Origin of the sequence: Azorhizobium sp. AG788 (assembly GCF_004364705.1) — a bacterium.
GTDB lineage: Bacteria > Pseudomonadota > Alphaproteobacteria > Rhizobiales > Xanthobacteraceae > Azorhizobium > Azorhizobium caulinodans.
This window is the reverse complement of sequence record NZ_SOBM01000013.1, coordinates 1-15,771: the sequence shown is the minus strand read 5'-3', so window position 1 is coordinate 15,771 and position 15,771 is coordinate 1. Positions and strand designations below refer to the sequence as shown.

Genomic DNA, 15,771 nt, shown 5'->3' with positions numbered 1-15,771 from the left:
CGCTCGCGGCAGCGGTCCGGCTGATTCGGCCCATGGGGTTAAATCCCTGGCGCGTTTGGACCATAATAAGGGCTCGTTGCGTAGTGGGGGCGGTTTGCGGCAGGGACTGAAGCGGCGGCGGTCACAGGCGTTGGGACGACCGCGCGGGCTTCGAGGCCCTCGCGTCGCGCTCTCGCACGCCTGCGCGCCCGCGCTCATTGCCGCAGCCCTCCTGGCCGCGTCCGACGCACGCGCGCAGAGCACTTCCTCTCCCGCCGACGATGCCGCCGCCTTCTTCGACAAGGCGCTCGCCTGGTTCGATCCCAGCCGCGCGAAATCCGCCGCCCCGGTGCCGGACGCGACGCCCTATACGGTGACGCTGAGCGTCACGGGCGACAGTTCCGTTCGCAGCGCCATCACCGATGCCTCCAACCTCCAGCGGTTGCGGAACACGGCTCCCTCGGGCGCCGCCGGTCTCGTGCGCCGGGCGCTGGCGGACCGCGAGCGCATCATCGCGGCCCTCTATGCCGAGGGTTATTACGGCGGCCGCATCACCATCACCGTCGCGGGCGTGCCTGTGGATGCCCCGACCGTCTTCGAGACGGTGGAGCGGGTCCGGAAAGCCGGCCCTGTCCCGGTTGTCGTGGATGTGGACAGCGGCCCCGCCTTCACCTTCGGCGCGGTGCGCGTCATCGATCCCGCCGGCCGCCCCGTGGCCGGGGCGCCCACCCCGCGCGAGATGCGGGTGATACCCGGCGAGCGGGCCCGCGCCACGTCCATCACGGCTGCCGAGCGCGTCATCGTGGATCGCCTGCGCGCGCAGTCCCGCCCCTTCGCCAAGGTTCTGGGCAAGGACGTGGTGGCCGATCACGCCTCCCAGACGCTGGACGTGACCTTCAAGGTCGATCCCGGCCCGGTCGCCACCTTCGGCCCCTTCACGGTCTCGGGCACGAAGTCCGTCGATCCGAAATTCGTGCTGGACCGCATCGATATCCGTCCCGGCGAGCCCTATTCGCCCGAACGGCTGGACGCGCTACGCCGCCGCCTCGCGTCGTACGAAATCATCGGCTCGGTGCGATTCCGGGAAGCGGACCATCTGAACGCGCAGGGCCAGTTGCCCATCCAGGTGGAGATCTCCGAGCGCGAGCAGCATTATGTCGGCTTCGGCGCCAAATATTCCAACACCGACGGCTCCTCTGCCAATGCCTTCTGGGGCGCCCGCAACCTGTTCGGCGGGGGCGAGACGCTGCGCCTTGATGCTCAGCTCACCTGGTATGCGCAGGGCTCCGACTCCGTGCCCACCGCCGATCCCTTCGGCTACCGGCTGGCCGCCACCTTCACCAAGCCCGGCATCCTGACCGCCAATGAGGACCTTGTGGCCGAGGCGGCCGCCTTGCGGGAAGTGACGGACGCCTATGTGCGGGAAGGCGGCACCTTCACCGCCGCCGTGAAGCACCGCTTCAACGATGACTGGAACGGGCAGATCGGCGTCGATCTCGAGCAATCGACGGTACAGGACGCCTTCGGCACCACCGACCCCTTCATCGCCGGCATTCCGCTCGGCCTCAATGCCGACACCACCGACAATCCCCTCGACGCCTCGAAAGGCTACAAGTTCAGCGCCACCGTCGAACCCTTCGTCGCCTTTGGCGAAAGCGGCGCCGGGCCGGTGATGCTGAAGGCCCAGCTCTCCGCCTATCACGCCTTCGACGAGGACAAGCGCTGGATCCTCGCCGGGCGGGTGGCCGCCGGCTCCATCATCGGGCCGGAGCTTCTCGACGTGCCGGCCCAGCGGCGCTTCTATGTGGGCGGCGGCGGCACGCTGCGCGGCTTCGACTACCAGTCCGCCAGCCCGCGCACGCCCACCGGGCTGATCGTCGGCGGTCTCAGCTATTTCACGGCCTCCACCGAACTCAGGGTGAAGATCACGGACACCATCGGCGTCGTGCCCTTCTTCGACATGGGCGCCGCCTTCGCCTCCGATGTGCCCGACTTCAGTGCCATGTATTATTCCGTGGGCCTCGGCCTTCGGTACTACACGGCCGTCGGTCCGGTGCGCCTCGATTTCGCGGTGCCGCTCAATCCCATTCCGGGCGGCTCGAAGTACGGCGTCTATCTCAGCCTGGGGCAGGCCTTCTGATGCGCGCGCTCGATCTTCTCGCCCGCGTCCTGTTCCGTGCCGTGCTCGGGCTCATCCTGTTCGTGCTCGTGCTCTTCGGCGCGGTGCAGACGCCGCCCGGCAAGGCGCTGCTGGCCCAGCTTGCCGGCAGTCTCGCCTCCGGCAACGGCCTCACGGTCCAGATCCGCGACCTCACGGGCGGTGTGCCGTGGAACATCGGCATCGGCGAGATCGCCCTGTCCGATCCGCAGGGACCGTTCGCCCGCATCGAGGGCCTCTCACTCTCCTGGGCGCCGGCCGCCCTTCTCTCCGGCACCGTCAAGGTGCATGCGCTGACGGCGGAGAGGGTGGATGTGCTGCGCCGGCCCGACCTGCCCCCGAGCCCCGCTGCACGCGGCGGCTCCGCGCCCCTGCCGCGGATCGTCCTCCAGCACCTCGCGGCGGCGGACATTCGCCTCGCCGAGCCGGTTGCCGGGCAGAGCGCACAGCTCGCGCTCGACGGCTCCGCCTCGCTGATGGAGCCGCAGCGCGGCCTTTCCCTCGCCTTCACCCTCACGCGCAAGGACCAGTCCGGCACGGTGGGCGGCAAGGCGAGCTACGCCCCGGATGCCCGCATCCTGATGCTGGAGATGCAGGCCCATGAGCCGCCGGGCGGCCTCGTGGCGCGCCTCCTGGGGCTGGAAGGCTTGCCGGCACTCGATGCGGAGCTTCGTGGTGTTGGCCCCATCGACGCATGGCAGGGCAATCTGCAGGTGCGCGCCGGCACGCTCGCCAGCGTGCAGGCCACCGCATGGATCAAGAGCGAGGACGAAACCCATCGCCTCCAGTTCTCGGCCGAAGGCGATGTCGCGCGGGCGCTGCCGCCAGCCTATCGGCCACTGGCGGGGGATCGTGTCACGCTCGAAGGCGATGCCCGCATCACGCAGGACCTCGCCCTCTCGCTCTCCCGCGTGGTGGCCTATGCCGCCGCCGGCAATGCGCGGGCCAGCGGCACGGCGGACCTGAAGGGGGGGACGATCGCCCTCACCTTTTCCGCCGAAGTGCCGGACGGCTCGCGCTTCTCAGCGGCGCTGCCGGACGCCTCCTTCCAGGCTCTGACCCTCAACGGCACGCTGGACGGCGCGCTGGCGACGCCCCGCCTCGTCGCCCATGCGGCCGTGACCGGCGCGAGCGGCCAAGGCTATGGCGCGCGCAGCACCAAGGCCAAGCTGCGCCTCACGCCCGACGCCGCCGGCTATGGCTGGATGGTGGATGCGACGGTGGAGGGGCTCAGCGCCGCCGATCCCAAGGTGAATGCGGCCCTCGGCCCGGCAGGTGGCACGATTTCCGCCGCCGGCGGCCTGCCGCAGACCGGCGCGCCTTATGTGCGCACCGCCAAGGCCGCGCTGCTGCCGCTGGAGATGACCTTCGATGGCCGGGCCGCCCGCGATGCGCTGGACGGCACCTTCTCCATCACCCGCCTCGACCTCGCCGCCTTCTCGCCGCTGGCGGGCCGGCCGCTGACCGGCGAGATGATGCTGACCGCCAAGCTGAGCCGGCCGAGCGGCGGCGGATTCGCGGCGGATATCTCCGGCTCCGGCCGCGGCATCACCACGTCCGAGCCTCTCATCGACGGCATGCTCGGCCGCACCGCCCGTCTCACGGGCGCGCTCGCCTATGGCGCCGACGGCGCAGTGGCGGTGCGCGACCTCAAGCTCAATTCCAACGGCCTCGACGTGGCCGTGAACGGCCGCATCGACCGCACCGCCGCCGACCTTCGGGCCGTCATGTCGCTGGCCGAGATCGGCAAGGTGGACAGCCGTGTCGCCGGGCGGCTTGAGGCGGACGCCGCTTTCTCCGGCTCGCTGGAAAAGCTCGGCGTCACCGCCCGGCTCGCCGTGCCGCAGGGCAAGGCCATGGGCCGCGAGGTGCGCGACCTTCGCATTGATGTCACCGGCAGCGACCTCACCCATCTGCCTGCGGGCACGCTGGCGGCCTCCGGGACCATCGGTGGCAAGGCGCTCACCGGAAAGGGCGCCTTTGCCACCACGGCGGACGGCGGCCAGAGCCTGAACGGCCTCGACCTCACGCTCGGCACCGCCCGCGCGCAGGGCGCCGTCTCCCGCGCCGCCTCCGGCCTCATGACCGGTCGGCTTCAGCTCGCCGCTCCGAATGTGGCGGACCTCTCCGCTCTGGCCCTCACGGAGATGGGCGGGGCGGTGAATGCCACCCTCGTCCTTGATGTGGATGCCGGTCGCCAGCGCATCGCCCTTCAGGCCAATGCGAACAATGTGACCGCGCCGGGCGTGCGGCTCGACCGCAGCGACATCAATCTCACCCTGCTCGACCCCGCGAAGGCGCCGAGCCTCACCGGACGTGCGGTGCTGACCGGCATCGACAGCAACGGTTTCCGGATCGACCGCGCGACCCTCGACGCCAGCCCGGCCGGCGCCAACACTACGAACCTGAGGCTCGACGGCGTGGTGCAGGGCACGACCATCGCCGCCTCCGGCCGCGCCACCACCGACCCGGCGCGCTATGCCCTGCGGCTCGACACGCTGCGGCTCGCCAATGGCGGAGCCACTGCCACCCTCACCGCCCCCGCCACCTTCACCTCCGCGGATGGGGCGATCGCCGTGGACCGCTTCGCCCTCCAGAGCGGCGGCGGCTCGGCTGTTGTGCAGGGTCGCGTGGGCGACACGCTCAATCTCTCGGCGGACATCCGCAACCTGCCCCTCTCGCTGCTGGCGATCGCGACGCCCACGCAGGGCCTCGCCGGCACGCTGTCGGGTCAGGCCCAAATCTCCGGCCCGGCCAGCGCGCCCACCGGCCGCTACAACCTGATCATCGCCCGCATCACCCAGCCGGACATGCAGAGCGCTGGCGTCAGCCAGCTCGACATCCGGGCGGACGGCACCTTCGCGGACGGGCGGGCAACGATCCGCTCCAGCATCAGCGGCCCCTCGCTCTCGGGCGTGACGCTGAACGGCTCGGTGCCCATGGGCGCGGGGAATATGGATCTGGTGCTGCGCGGTCAGGTGAGCCTCGGCATCGCCAATGCGGTGCTTGCTGTCTCCGGCGCACGGGCGAGCGGCAACGCCGCCGTGGACATGACCCTGCGCGGCACCTATGAGGCGCCGAGCGCGGGCGGCACGGTGCGCGTCACCAACGGCCGCTACGATGACGCACCTAACGGCGTCACCATCGACCGCATCGAGGCGACGCTGACCGGCACCGACCGCTCGGTGACGCTCTCCTCCTTCAGCGCCCGCACCCTCAATGGCGGCAGCATCACCGGGCGCGGCAGCGTGGCGCTGGACCCCGCCGCCGGTTTCCCCGGACAGGCGGACATTACGCTCCAGAATGCGGGCGTCGTGAACAGCGACCTCATGCGCCTCGTTGTGGACGGCCGACTGAATGTGACCGGCGCGCTCGCGACCCGTCCCACCGTCGGCGGGCGGATCGACGTGCGCAGCCTCGACGTGAACATTCCCGACCGCCTCACCTCCGCCGGCGCGCAGATCAACGTGCGGCACGTGAATGTGGCGCCCGGCACTAAGGTCAGCGAGCCGCGGGCGACGCAGGCCCGTGGCATGCGGGCCAATGATCGCGGTCGGCGCACCGCCCGCGCCAGCGCTCCCCGTCCGTTCGTTCTGGGCCTCAATCTCACGGTGGCCGCACCGAGCCGGGTGTTCGTGCGCGGCATGGGCATCGATGCGGAGCTGGGCGGTCAGATCGCACTCTCCGGCACCAATGCCGATCCCATCGCCAACGGCGGCTTCCAGATGCGGCGCGGCAGCTTCGACATCCTCGGCCGCCGGCTCGATTTCACACGCGGCATCCTGACCTTCCGGGGCTCCACAGACCCGGAACTCGACTTCACCGCCGAGAGCAGCGCCTCCGACGTGACCGCGCGGGTGAACGTGACCGGCAGCGCCTCGGACCCCGACATCACCTTCACCTCCTCGCCCAGCCTGCCGGAGGACGAGGTGATCGCCCGCCTCCTGTTCGGCAAGCCCACGGGCCAGCTCTCCACGGGCCAGGCCCTCCAGCTCGCACAGGCGCTGGCGCAATATTCGGGCGGCGGCGCGCAGATCGACCAGTTGCGCCGTCAGTTCGGCCTCGACAGCCTCAGCATCGGTGCCAATGCCGAGGGCAATGGCGGCGAGGTGGGCTTCGGCCGGCGCATCAACGACAAGGTCTATCTCGGCGTGCGGCAGGGCACGACGGCCGGCTCCAGCCGCGCCACCATCGATGTGGACGTGACCAAGAACATCCGCATCCAGGGCGGCGCCGGGGCGGACGGCTCCGGCGAAGTGGGCGTCGGTGCCCAGTGGGATTATTGAGACGGGCCTTCAGTGGCACCCGTCTTGCGCGCCGGGCCGGCCTTTCCCATGTGATCGGTCATGAACACCAGCCACACCTCCGACACCGACTGGGGCGACCTTCCCGGCGATGACCGCAGCCGTGCGGCCGAAGACGAAGCGCGGGTCCGCTTGGGCTTCTGGCAGAAGCTGAAAGGCGGTGCCGCGCGCGTGCCCTTCGCGGGCGACGCGATCGCGGCCTATTACGCCGCCTTCGACCGCGAGACACCCCTGCGCGTGCGCGCTGCGCTCCTCGGTGCCCTCGCCTATTTCGTGCTGCCCATCGACACCGTGCCCGACTTCATCCCCATCGTCGGTTTCGGGGACGATGCGGCGGTGCTGTTCGGCGCGCTCCAGTTGCTCGCCAACCACATCAAGCCGCACCATCGCGAAGCGGCCGATGAGGCCCTGCGGCGGGCCCGAGAGCGCTGACGCCGGTCACAGGCCGGTGGTGAGCACCACCTTGCCCTTCACCTTCCGGCCGGCGATCTCGCCCAGCGCCTCGGCGCAGCGCTCCAGCGGGAAGGTGGCGTCCACATGGGCGGAGATGGCTCCCGAGCGGGCGTAGCCCATGAGTTCGGTGATGGTCGCCGTCAGCCAGGCGGGATCGCGCATGGCCTGCGTGCCGAAGGCGACGCCGCGCGCGTCGCAATTCTTGAGCAGCAGCAGGTTCAGCGGCAGCTTAGGGATCTCCCCGGCCGCGAAACCGATGACCAGCAGCCGCCCGCACCAGCCGAGCGAGCGCAGCGCCTGTTCGGAGAGGTCTCCGCCCACCGGGTCGTAGACCACGTCCGCGCCCTCACCGCCGGTGAGTTCCTTGAGGCGCAGCTTCAGGTTTTCCGTGGTGTAATCGATGCCGATATCGGCACCATGGCTGCGGGCAAAGGCGATCTTGTCCGGGGACGAGGCGCAGGCGATGACGCGGGCGCCGAGGATCTTGCCCAGTTCCACCGCCGCGAGACCGACGCCGCCAGCGGCTCCCAGGACCACCAGCGTCTCGCCGGCCTTCAGCTCGCCGCGGTCGCGCAGGGCATAGAGGCTGGTGCCATAGGTGATGATGAGGCCGGCGGCGCGCACGAGATCGAGATCGTCCGGCACGATCGCAAGCCGGTCGGCGCGCACCACGAGGCGCTCGCGGGCGGCGCCATAACCGACGTTGCCGCAGATGCGGGTGCCGACCTTCGGCCCGGTCACGCCCGGCCCCAGCGCTAGGACACGGCCGGCGAACTCGCCACCGGGCGAGAAGGGCAGATCGGGCTTCTGCTGATAAAGGTTGCGGATGATGAGGGTGTCGAAGAAATTGAGGCCGACGGCGGCCACTTCCACCACCACCTCGCCGGGCCCGGCCACGGGATCGGGCAGGTCCACGATCTCAAGAGCCTCGGGCGGAGCGTGGCGGACGCACAGGACAGCCTTCATGGGACGATTCGTCTCCCCTTCCGTGGATGAGCGCCCCTGATCCATCAGACGCGGGCGCTGCCTCAGGCACGCCACACCCTGGAACCGGCTCCCATCAAAAACCTGTAACCGGCGTCCTTTTTCGGCGCCTTTTGCGCGAGATTAATCAAAAGGGAAACGTTGTGTGTGCCATTTTTTCGGCCGCCTCCCCCATTACGGAGGCACCGTTACCCGCAACGGACTTCATGTTTGCGTCAATGCGCGCGGACCGCATACCTCGTTCAGGAGATGCCATGGCTCACCATCGTGCCAGCTTCAACCGGGCGCGCCTCACCCTGATGGCCGCCGCTTTGATGGCCTGCGCGGCCGGCACGGCTTCGGCCCAGGGCCAGGGTTCGTCCAAGGCCGTCGCCCAGTTCGGCGACTGGAGCGTCTATGTGAGCACGAGTGCTCCGAAGGTCTGTTACGCCATTTCCCAGCCGAAGGATCGCCAGCCCGGCGGCCTGAAGCGTGATCCGGCCTATTTCTTCATCAGCACCCGCCCCGGCGAGAATGTGAAGAATGAGGTGAGCTTCACCATGGGCTTCCCGCTCAAGGAGGGCAGCGAGGCCAAGGTCACCGTTGGCGGCACCACATTCGAGCTCTACACCAAGTCCGAAGGCGCCTGGGTCCGGAACGTGGCGGACGAAGGGCGTCTCGTGGACACCCTGCGCAAGGGCCGCGATGCCATCGTGGTGTCCAGCTCCTCGCGTGGGAATCCGACCACCGACAAATACTCGCTGAACGGTATCGGTCAGGCGCTCGACCGCGTGGCGCAGGAATGCCGCTGACCGCCTGAAATGGCCCGACCCGCCTGCCGGCTGCGCCGGCAGGCCCCTCATGCTTGAAGCGCGGTAGCCGGACGGGCGGGAATTCATTATGTATGCGCCCATGATGCCTTCGCCGACTGCCGTGGCCGCCCCCGTGGCGGCGCTTTCCGTTCTGCCCTCCCTCGCCGGCCTCGACCGGGAGAAGCTGGGGCTTGCGCTCGCCGCCATCGGCGTGCCGGAACGCGAGCGGAAGATGCGCGTCAACCAGCTCTGGCACTGGATCTATCTGCGCGGCGCCACCGACTTTGCGGAAATGACCAACGTCTCCAAGACGTTGCGAACGCAGATGGCGGAGCATTATTCCCTCGCCCGGCCCGAGATCGTGGTGGAGCAGGTGTCGCAGGACGGCACCCGCAAGTGGCTGCTGCGCCTGCCGGCGGAAACGCCCGGCGAGCGCCCCCACGAGGTGGAGGCGGTCTATATCCCCGAGCGGGATCGCGGCACGCTGTGCGTCTCCAGCCAGGTCGGCTGCACGCTGAACTGCGCCTTCTGCCACACCGGCACCCAGCGGCTGGTGCGCAATCTCACCGCCGCCGAGATCGTGGCGCAGGTGCTGGTCGCCCGCGACCGGCTGGGCGACTATCCCGGCCGCGAGCGCGCGACCGGCCCCGGCCTGCCCACGGAAGGCGACCGGCTCGTCACCAACATCGTCTTCATGGGCATGGGCGAGCCGCTCTATGCCTATGATTCGGTGGCGGAGGCCATCGAGATCCTGTCGGATGGCGATGGGCTCGGCCTCGGCAAGCGGCGCATCACCGTCTCCACATCGGGCGTGGTGCCGGAGATCGAGAAGCTCGGCCGCGAGGTCGGTCCCATGCTCGCCATCTCGCTGCACGCGGTGCGCGACGACCTGCGCGACGTGCTGGTGCCCATCAACAAGAAGTATCCCATCGCCGAGCTGATGGAGGCCTGCCGCACCTATCCGGCCGCCTCCAACGCCAAGCGCATCACCTTTGAATATGTGATGCTGAAGGGCGTGAACGACAGCCCGGCGGATGCCCGCGCGCTCGTCAAGCTGCTGGAAGGCGTGCCGGCCAAGATCAACCTCATTCCCTTCAACCCCTGGCCCGGCACCAAGTATGAGTGCTCGGACTGGGAGACGATCGAGAAGTTCTCGGACATCGTCTTCCGCGCCGGCTATGCGAGCCCGGTGCGCACCCCGCGCGGGCGCGACATCCTCGCCGCCTGCGGCCAGTTGAAGAGCGAGACCGAGAAACTCTCCGCCCGCGAGCGCCTCGCACTCCGGGCCATGGCGGCCGCGGCGGAGTAGCACCCGGCCAAGGGAGTTGGCATGATCGACCATCTGGGCCTTGCCGTCAGCGATCTTGAGCGCTCCCGCTCCTTTTATCTCGCAGCGCTCGGCCCGCTCGGCGCCACGGTGCAGATGCAGGTGAGCGCGCAGGAGACCGGCGGGCACGCCCATATCGGCTTCGGCGCCGCGGGCAAGCCCTCCTTCTGGATCAGCGATGCCAGGCCGGTGAGCGGTCCGCTGCACGTGGCCTTCGCCGCCCCGGACCGGGCATCGGTGGATGCCTTTTACGCGACCGCGCTGGCGGCGGGCGGACGCGACAACGGCGCGCCCGGCCTCCGCCTCCACTATCATCCGAATTACTACGCCGCTTTCGTCCTTGATCCCGACGGGAACAATGTCGAGGCGGTGTGTCACCATCCGGTCTGATCCCTTGGATTCTGTCTTCCGCCTCCTGCTGCGCATCCTCGTCATTCCCATCGGCCTGCTCGCCGCGATTCTCGCCGGCGTGGCCGTCATCCTGTTCGGCCAGTGGCGCATCGGGGCGCTCGCCAACCAGTCGCTCGGGCTGGCACCGGAAACCTGGGTGGCGATCATGGAGGCGCTGTTCACGGGCACCTTCCTCGTCACCTTCCTGGTGAGCGTGATGTGGCTGGTGGCACTGGTGGGCGTGCTGTTCGCCGAGGTGTTCGCGGTCCGCTCGTGGCTGTTCCACGTGGCCAACGGCGCCGTCTCGGCCTTCGTCGGCGCGCGGCTCTTCCCTCGCATCAGCGGAGAGGCCACGGCCCCAGCCGATCCCTTCTACATCCTCGCGGCCGGCCTCGCGGGCGGGCTCGTCTACTGGCTCGTAGCCGGCTGGAGCGCGGGCTTCTGGAAGCCTGTGCGCTCACGCCCGTCCTCCACGCCGCAGCCCCCTGCCTCAGCGGCCTGATTGGCTCGGCCGGGTGCCATCGCATCCGGCTTCCCCCACGCCCCTGGGAGAATCCACTGCCCAAGCTCGATGATTTCCTGCCACGCATCGTGGTCGTGGTGCTGGGGCTCGCGGGGGCGCTGGCGGCCTGCGCGTTCGTCTCGCTGCACTTCATGACCCTGCATGTGCTCGGCCCGCCGCCCGGCTCCACGCCGGCGGAATGGACCGCGAGCGACGTCATCGTGGCCGCGATCCTGCTGCCCGTCAGCCTCGTGCTCACTGCCGTCCAGCCCTACATGAACACGTATCTGGTCTGGCAGATGGGCGTCGCGGGCGCGGTGGTGGCGGAGGTGCGCGGCGAGAGTTCCATCCTCTTTCACATGGGATGCTGGCTGGCCGCAGGCCTCGCGAGCGCGGGCTTCCTCGCCTTGCTGGACGTCGGCAACCCCGCCGGCCCATTCCCGATGGACATCCTCGCCACCGCAGCCGCCGGAGGCTTCGCCTACTGGCTGATCGCGGGGCGCGGCGCCGGCAGCCGACGCAAGATCGGACACGACGATAAGACAGGCCCCGGAGACCGGCCCCCGCCGCCGGCCTGAGATACGGATGCAAGCCTGAGCCAAGCCTCGGCCCTTACGCGCCTTGGCCAGCCTTGGGGCGCGGCCTATGATGACACGACTGGATACGGATCGAGTCCCGGGCTGATCCCGAGCCTCCGATTTCGGCCAGCGGCATCGGGGACCGGGTCGTCCGGACAGCTCAAGCGGGGATCGCCTTGCCGTCGCACAGCCCACTTCTGACGCGCCTGCTGGTCATCAGCATCGGCCTCGTCCTCGCCGCCCTCTCGGGTGCGCTGGTTGCGACCTACGGCGCCTTCATCACCCCGAAGCCCCCTGTGGACAGCATCTGGCTGCGCGACCCGAGCGAGATCTTCGCCTCGCGCAAGCTGCCCTTCTCGCTGCTGCTGGCCTGCGCCGCCACGCAGGTGGTGACCATCTGGAAGCTCGCAATCGTCGGCATCGCCGTGTCCGAATATTTCGGCGTCCGCTCCTTCATGTTCCACGCTGCCAACGGCGCCACCTGTGGCTGGCTGACCGGCCAGCTCTTCTCGCTGGGCTGGGCGGCCGGACTGCCGGCGATCAGCGCCGACAACCTCCTGACCGCAGGCCTCGTGGGCGGCATCGCCTATTGGGCGGTGGCGGGCTGGAATGCCGGCTTCCAGCGCGCCCCCTCGGGCTTCTCCCGCGCCTTCGCCTGAGCGTCGCCGCTCAGGAGGCCTTGGCCGCCGTCGCGCCGCCGGCCGCCGCATGGGCGATGGCCATCTCCAGCCGATCGTTGCCCCAGAACAGCTCCCCGTCATCGGTGATGAAGGTCGGCGCGCCGAAGACGCCCGCCGCGCGCGCCTCTTCCACGCGCGCCTTGAGCGCCGCCTTGTTCTCGGCCGTCTCGGCCGCATCGATCACGTGATCGCAATAGTGTCCGAGGCCGGCCAGTACCTGCCGCACCACCTCCCGGTCCGAAATGTCCCGGCCCTTCGCGAACAGCGCCTTGAAGGCGGCCACCGTGAAGCCCGGGCGTGAGGCGTCGTTGAGATGGAGCGCCACGCGGGCGGCGAGCAGCGTGTTCAGCGGGAAGAAGTCCGGCCGCACCACGTCCGGCAGTCCGTAATGGACGGCGAGGCGCTGCACGTCTCGCCACATGTGCTCCCCCTTCAACGGCACGTCCACGAAGGGCGAGGAGGAATAGCCCAGTTCGGCGAAGATGGGACCGAGCAGGAAGGGCTTCCACGTCACATGCACGCCCGCCGCCTCGGCCAGGGGGCCGATGCGCACCGCCGAGAGGTAGGAATAGGGGGAGGAGAACTCGTAATAGAAATCCAGGCTTGGCCTTCTCATTGCCGTTTCCTCCGCTTACATCGGGCCGACTGTCGCGCCGGATCGTGCATCCGGCAACGACCGAGATCAAAATCCATCGTCCCCGCCGCCGGCGGCGGCCGGCAAGACGGGAGTGGGCGGCGTGCGGTGGCTGGTGTTCCTCACCTTGTTGGCGGGTGCGGCCGTTCTCATCCTCTTCACGCTGTTTCCGAGCCTCGACCTCACCATCACCGCCTGGTTCTGGGACAAGACGACCAACAGCTTCCCCTGGGCCGGCACGGGCTGGGGCAAGATGCTGCGGCAGGCGGGCAACGTCCTGCCCTGGGTCATCGCCGCCCCAGCCTTCGCCGCACTGATCCTGAAGCTGCTGTTCCCGGCGCGCCGCATGTTCATGCCGGCCCGTCCTGCCTTGCTGCTGGCGCTCGCCATGGCGCTCGGCCCCGGCCTCATGGTGAACGGCATCCTGAAAGAGAAGTGGGGCCGGCCGCGCCCGGTGCATGTGGAGGAGTTCGGGGGGCAGAAGGCCTTCACGCCCTGGTACTCCACCGCCGGCACCTGCCCCGCCAACTGCTCCTTTGTCTCCGGCGAAGGCGCGCTCGGCTTCTGGACGGTAGCGCCGGCCAGCCTCGTGCCCGGCCCCCTCGGCCCCGTAGCGCTGGGGGCCGCGGTGGTCTTCGGACTTGCCGCCGGCGGGCTGCGCCTCGCCTTTGGAGGGCATTTCTTCACCGACGTCATCTTTTCCGGCGTGCTGGTGGTGATGATAATCGTGCTGCTGCGCTGGTGGCTGTTCGACCGGCGCGGGGCGCCGACGGATGCCGAGGCGGAGGCCTGGGTGGCGCGGATCGGCGTCGCCCTGCACCGGCTCGCCGCCCGCCTCTGGCGGTGGAGCGCCGCTACGGCACGCTTCCTGTGGCGGCAGGCGTCGCGTCTTGCCGCACGCTACTTGCCACGGCGCGGCGCGGGCCTATAGTCCGCGCGGATTTTCGCCCCTCGCCCCGGATGGCGCGGGTGGCCTTCGACCCAACCGCAGCGGGCGCCCTTGCCGGGCTCCGCTCAAGCCTTCGAGTGATTAGATGTCGCGCGACGTGAAGAAGGTTGTGCTCGCTTATTCCGGCGGGCTCGACACCTCGGTGATCCTGAAGTGGCTCCAGACCACCTACCGGTGCGAGGTGGTGACCTTCACCGCCGACCTCGGTCAGGGCGAGGAACTGGAGCCGGCGCGCAAGAAGGCGGAACTGCTCGGCATCAAGCCCGAGAACATCTTCATCGAGGACGTGCGCGAGGAATTCGTGCGCGACTACGTCTTCCCGATGTTCCGCGCCAATGCGGTCTATGAGGGCCAGTATCTGCTGGGCACCTCCATCGCACGCCCGCTGATCGCCAAGAAGCAGATCGAGATCGCCCGCAAGGTCGGCGCCGACGCCGTCTCCCACGGCGCCACCGGCAAGGGCAACGATCAGGTGCGCTTCGAACTCGGCTATTACGCGCTGGAGCCGGAAATCACCGTCATCGCCCCGTGGCGCGAGTGGGACCTGACCTCCCGCACCAAGCTGCTGGAATTCGCCGAGACCCACCAGATCCCGATCGCCAAGGACAAGCGCGGCGAAGCCCCCTTCTCGGTGGACGCGAACCTCCTGCACTCCTCCTCCGAGGGCAAGGTTCTGGAAGACCCGGCCGAGGACGCGCCGGAATATGTCTACCAGCGCACCATTTCCCCCGAGGCCGCCCCGGACGTGGCCACCGTCATCACCATCGGCTTCGAGAAGGGTGACGCGGTCTCCATCAATGGCGAGGCCCTGAGCCCGGCCACCCTGCTGGCGAAGCTCAACGAGCTCGGCAAGGCCAACGGCATCGGCCGCCTCGACCTCGTGGAGAACCGCTTCGTCGGCATGAAGTCGCGCGGCGTCTACGAGACCCCCGGCGGCACCATCCTGCTCGCCGCCCATCGCGGCATCGAGAGCATCACGCTCGACCGCGGCGCCGCCCACCTCAAGGACGAGCTGATGCCGCGCTATGCGGAGCTCATCTACAACGGCTTCTGGTTCTCCCCCGAGCGCGAGATGCTCCAGGCGGCCATCGACCACTCGCAGGCCTATGTCACCGGCGAAGTGACCGTGAAGCTCTACAAGGGCAATGCCACGGTGATCGGCCGCAAGAGCCCGTACTCGCTCTACAATCAGGAGCTTGTCACGTTCGAGGAAGGCGCCGTCGCCTACGACCATCGCGACGCTGCCGGCTTCATCAAGCTCAATGCCTTGCGCCTGCGGACGACCGCCGCCCGCGCACGCAAGGCTCAATAAAGCTCGGGCCGCTATATCCATCCTTCCAGGGGGAGGTATCCCCGTGAAGAAGGGCGGATGTCATGGCGGTGACCTCCAGCGTCGCTTCGCTGAGGGAGTACCAGTTCACGTTCTGGCTGCCGGAGCCTGCGCTCCGGCTGCCGCGTTTTGGCCTGCCCTCCTGGCTCAAGCGAGCGATGTCGCTCGCCATGGACGCCCTCCGTGCCGAAGGGCCGGTCCGCCATTTCGCCGTTGACGACACCAAGGCCTCCGGCTCCGACGCGACCGCAGCGTCGCCGGACGGCACCGCTCCGGAAGATCCCGACGAGGGCGACGGCGGCGATCAGGGTGATTCGAACTATGTTCCGCTCAGCAAGAAGAGCCTGAAGGCGCTCCTGGACGAGGGCTTCAGCCCGCCGCCGCGCCGCAAGTTCGAACCGGAACCCAAGCCCAAGCCGGCGCCCAAGCCCGCCCCGAAATCCGACAAGCCGCTCAGCCAGAAAGAGCTCGATGCGCTGATGGATGGCGGCTTCTCCCCGCCCCCGCGCAAGAAGCCAGAGCCCAAGGCCGAGGAACCCGCGCCCGCCCCGAAGTCCGATAAGCCCCTCTCCCAGAAGGAGCTGGATGCGCTGATGGATGGCGGCTTCTCGCCGCCCCCGCGCAAGAAGCCAGAGCCCAAGGCCGAGGAACCCGCGCCCGCCCCGAAGTCCGATAAGCCCCTCTCCCAGAAGGAGCTGGATGCGCTGATGGA

General features: G+C 69.1%; 13 protein-coding genes and 1 pseudogene. 12 read left to right on the top strand and 2 right to left on the bottom strand.

Annotated elements, in window-relative coordinates; all coding sequences use genetic code 11:
- The first annotated feature begins 130 nt into the window (after window positions 1-130).
- The 3 genes from DFO45_RS24240 to DFO45_RS24230 are packed head-to-tail and all read left to right on the top strand — an operon-like array spanning window position 131 to window position 6,873.
- Complete coding sequence (locus DFO45_RS24240; protein ID WP_245518250.1) at window positions 131-2,119, top strand: autotransporter assembly complex family protein; 1,989 nt, start codon at window positions 131-133, stop codon at window positions 2,117-2,119.
- A complete protein-coding gene (locus DFO45_RS24235; protein ID WP_133866894.1) occupies window positions 2,119-6,423 on the top strand; it encodes a translocation/assembly module TamB domain-containing protein in 4,305 nt (1,434 codons plus the stop codon). Before DFO45_RS24240 ends, DFO45_RS24235 begins: the two co-directional genes overlap by 1 nt.
- 60 nt (window positions 6,424-6,483) lie before the next feature.
- Entirely contained in the window at window positions 6,484-6,873 is a 390-nt protein-coding gene (locus tag DFO45_RS24230) for a YkvA family protein (protein WP_133866893.1), read from the top strand.
- A 6-nt stretch (window positions 6,874-6,879) separates the two neighbouring features.
- On the opposite strand, the gene DFO45_RS24225 is transcribed toward DFO45_RS24230, so the two are convergent.
- Complete coding sequence (locus tag DFO45_RS24225) at window positions 6,880-7,860, bottom strand: NADPH:quinone oxidoreductase family protein (RefSeq protein ID WP_133866892.1); 981 nt, start codon at window positions 7,858-7,860, stop codon at window positions 6,880-6,882.
- A 272-nt stretch (window positions 7,861-8,132) separates the two neighbouring features.
- Here DFO45_RS24225 and DFO45_RS24220 point away from each other — a divergent pair, with 272 nt between their 5' ends.
- The 6 genes from DFO45_RS24220 (at window position 8,133) to DFO45_RS24195 (ending at window position 12,125) form a co-directional block, all read left to right on the top strand.
- Window positions 8,133-8,669, top strand: a complete 537-nt coding sequence (locus tag DFO45_RS24220) for an invasion associated locus B family protein (RefSeq protein WP_133866891.1) — start codon at window positions 8,133-8,135, stop codon at window positions 8,667-8,669.
- Window positions 8,670-8,769: 100 nt separating this feature from the next.
- Complete coding sequence (rlmN, locus tag DFO45_RS24215) at window positions 8,770-9,978, top strand: 23S rRNA (adenine(2503)-C(2))-methyltransferase RlmN (protein WP_245518252.1); 1,209 nt, start codon at window positions 8,770-8,772, stop codon at window positions 9,976-9,978.
- A gap of 21 nt (window positions 9,979-9,999) precedes the next feature.
- Window positions 10,000-10,386, top strand: a complete 387-nt coding sequence (locus DFO45_RS24210; RefSeq protein WP_133866889.1) for a VOC family protein — start codon at window positions 10,000-10,002, stop codon at window positions 10,384-10,386.
- Window positions 10,387-10,390: 4 nt separating this feature from the next.
- Window positions 10,391-10,888 (top strand): hypothetical protein, encoded by a 498-nt coding sequence (locus DFO45_RS24205; protein WP_133866888.1) that lies wholly within the window; start codon window positions 10,391-10,393, stop codon window positions 10,886-10,888.
- A gap of 89 nt (window positions 10,889-10,977) precedes the next feature.
- Complete coding sequence (locus DFO45_RS24200) at window positions 10,978-11,466, top strand: hypothetical protein (RefSeq protein ID WP_133866887.1); 489 nt, start codon at window positions 10,978-10,980, stop codon at window positions 11,464-11,466.
- Between the two features lie 176 nt (window positions 11,467-11,642).
- The gene (locus tag DFO45_RS24195; RefSeq protein ID WP_012169279.1) at window positions 11,643-12,125 is read left to right on the top strand and encodes a hypothetical protein; all 483 of its coding nucleotides are present in this window, start codon (window positions 11,643-11,645) and stop codon (window positions 12,123-12,125) included.
- A 10-nt stretch (window positions 12,126-12,135) separates the two neighbouring features.
- Here the strand turns inward: DFO45_RS24195 and DFO45_RS24190 are convergent, their stop codons facing one another.
- The gene (locus DFO45_RS24190; RefSeq protein ID WP_012169278.1) at window positions 12,136-12,762 is read right to left on the bottom strand and encodes a 2-hydroxychromene-2-carboxylate isomerase; all 627 of its coding nucleotides are present in this window, start codon (window positions 12,760-12,762) and stop codon (window positions 12,136-12,138) included.
- 121 nt (window positions 12,763-12,883) lie between these two features.
- Here DFO45_RS24190 and DFO45_RS24185 point away from each other — a divergent pair, with 121 nt between their 5' ends.
- The 3 genes and pseudogenes from DFO45_RS24185 to DFO45_RS24175 form a co-directional block, all read left to right on the top strand.
- On the top strand, window positions 12,884-13,711 hold the full coding sequence (locus DFO45_RS24185) for a phosphatase PAP2 family protein (RefSeq protein WP_133866886.1): 828 nt from the start codon (window positions 12,884-12,886) through the stop codon (window positions 13,709-13,711).
- Window positions 13,712-13,814: 103 nt separating this feature from the next.
- Window positions 13,815-15,041 (top strand): argininosuccinate synthase, encoded by a 1,227-nt coding sequence (locus DFO45_RS24180; protein WP_012169276.1) that lies wholly within the window; start codon window positions 13,815-13,817, stop codon window positions 15,039-15,041.
- A 62-nt stretch (window positions 15,042-15,103) separates the two neighbouring features.
- Window positions 15,104-15,771 (top strand): annotated as a pseudogene (locus DFO45_RS24175) (hypothetical protein); the annotation flags it as partial.

What these genes read in the sequence shown, in the direction of transcription:
- DFO45_RS24235 (WP_133866894.1), top strand. Translation starts at nt 2,119, where the DNA reads ATGCGCGCGCTCGATCTTCTCGCCCGCGTCCTGTTCCGTGCCGTGCTC.
- DFO45_RS24230 (WP_133866893.1), top strand. Translation starts at nt 6,484, where the DNA reads ATGAACACCAGCCACACCTCCGACACCGACTGGGGCGACCTTCCCGGC.
- DFO45_RS24225 (WP_133866892.1), bottom strand. Translation starts at nt 7,860, where the DNA reads ATGAAGGCTGTCCTGTGCGTCCGCCACGCTCCGCCCGAGGCTCTTGAG.
- DFO45_RS24220 (WP_133866891.1), top strand. Translation starts at nt 8,133, where the DNA reads ATGGCTCACCATCGTGCCAGCTTCAACCGGGCGCGCCTCACCCTGATG.
- rlmN (WP_245518252.1), top strand. Translation starts at nt 8,770, where the DNA reads ATGATGCCTTCGCCGACTGCCGTGGCCGCCCCCGTGGCGGCGCTTTCC.
- DFO45_RS24210 (WP_133866889.1), top strand. Translation starts at nt 10,000, where the DNA reads ATGATCGACCATCTGGGCCTTGCCGTCAGCGATCTTGAGCGCTCCCGC.
- DFO45_RS24190 (WP_012169278.1), bottom strand. Translation starts at nt 12,762, where the DNA reads ATGAGAAGGCCAAGCCTGGATTTCTATTACGAGTTCTCCTCCCCCTAT.
- DFO45_RS24180 (WP_012169276.1), top strand. Translation starts at nt 13,815, where the DNA reads ATGTCGCGCGACGTGAAGAAGGTTGTGCTCGCTTATTCCGGCGGGCTC.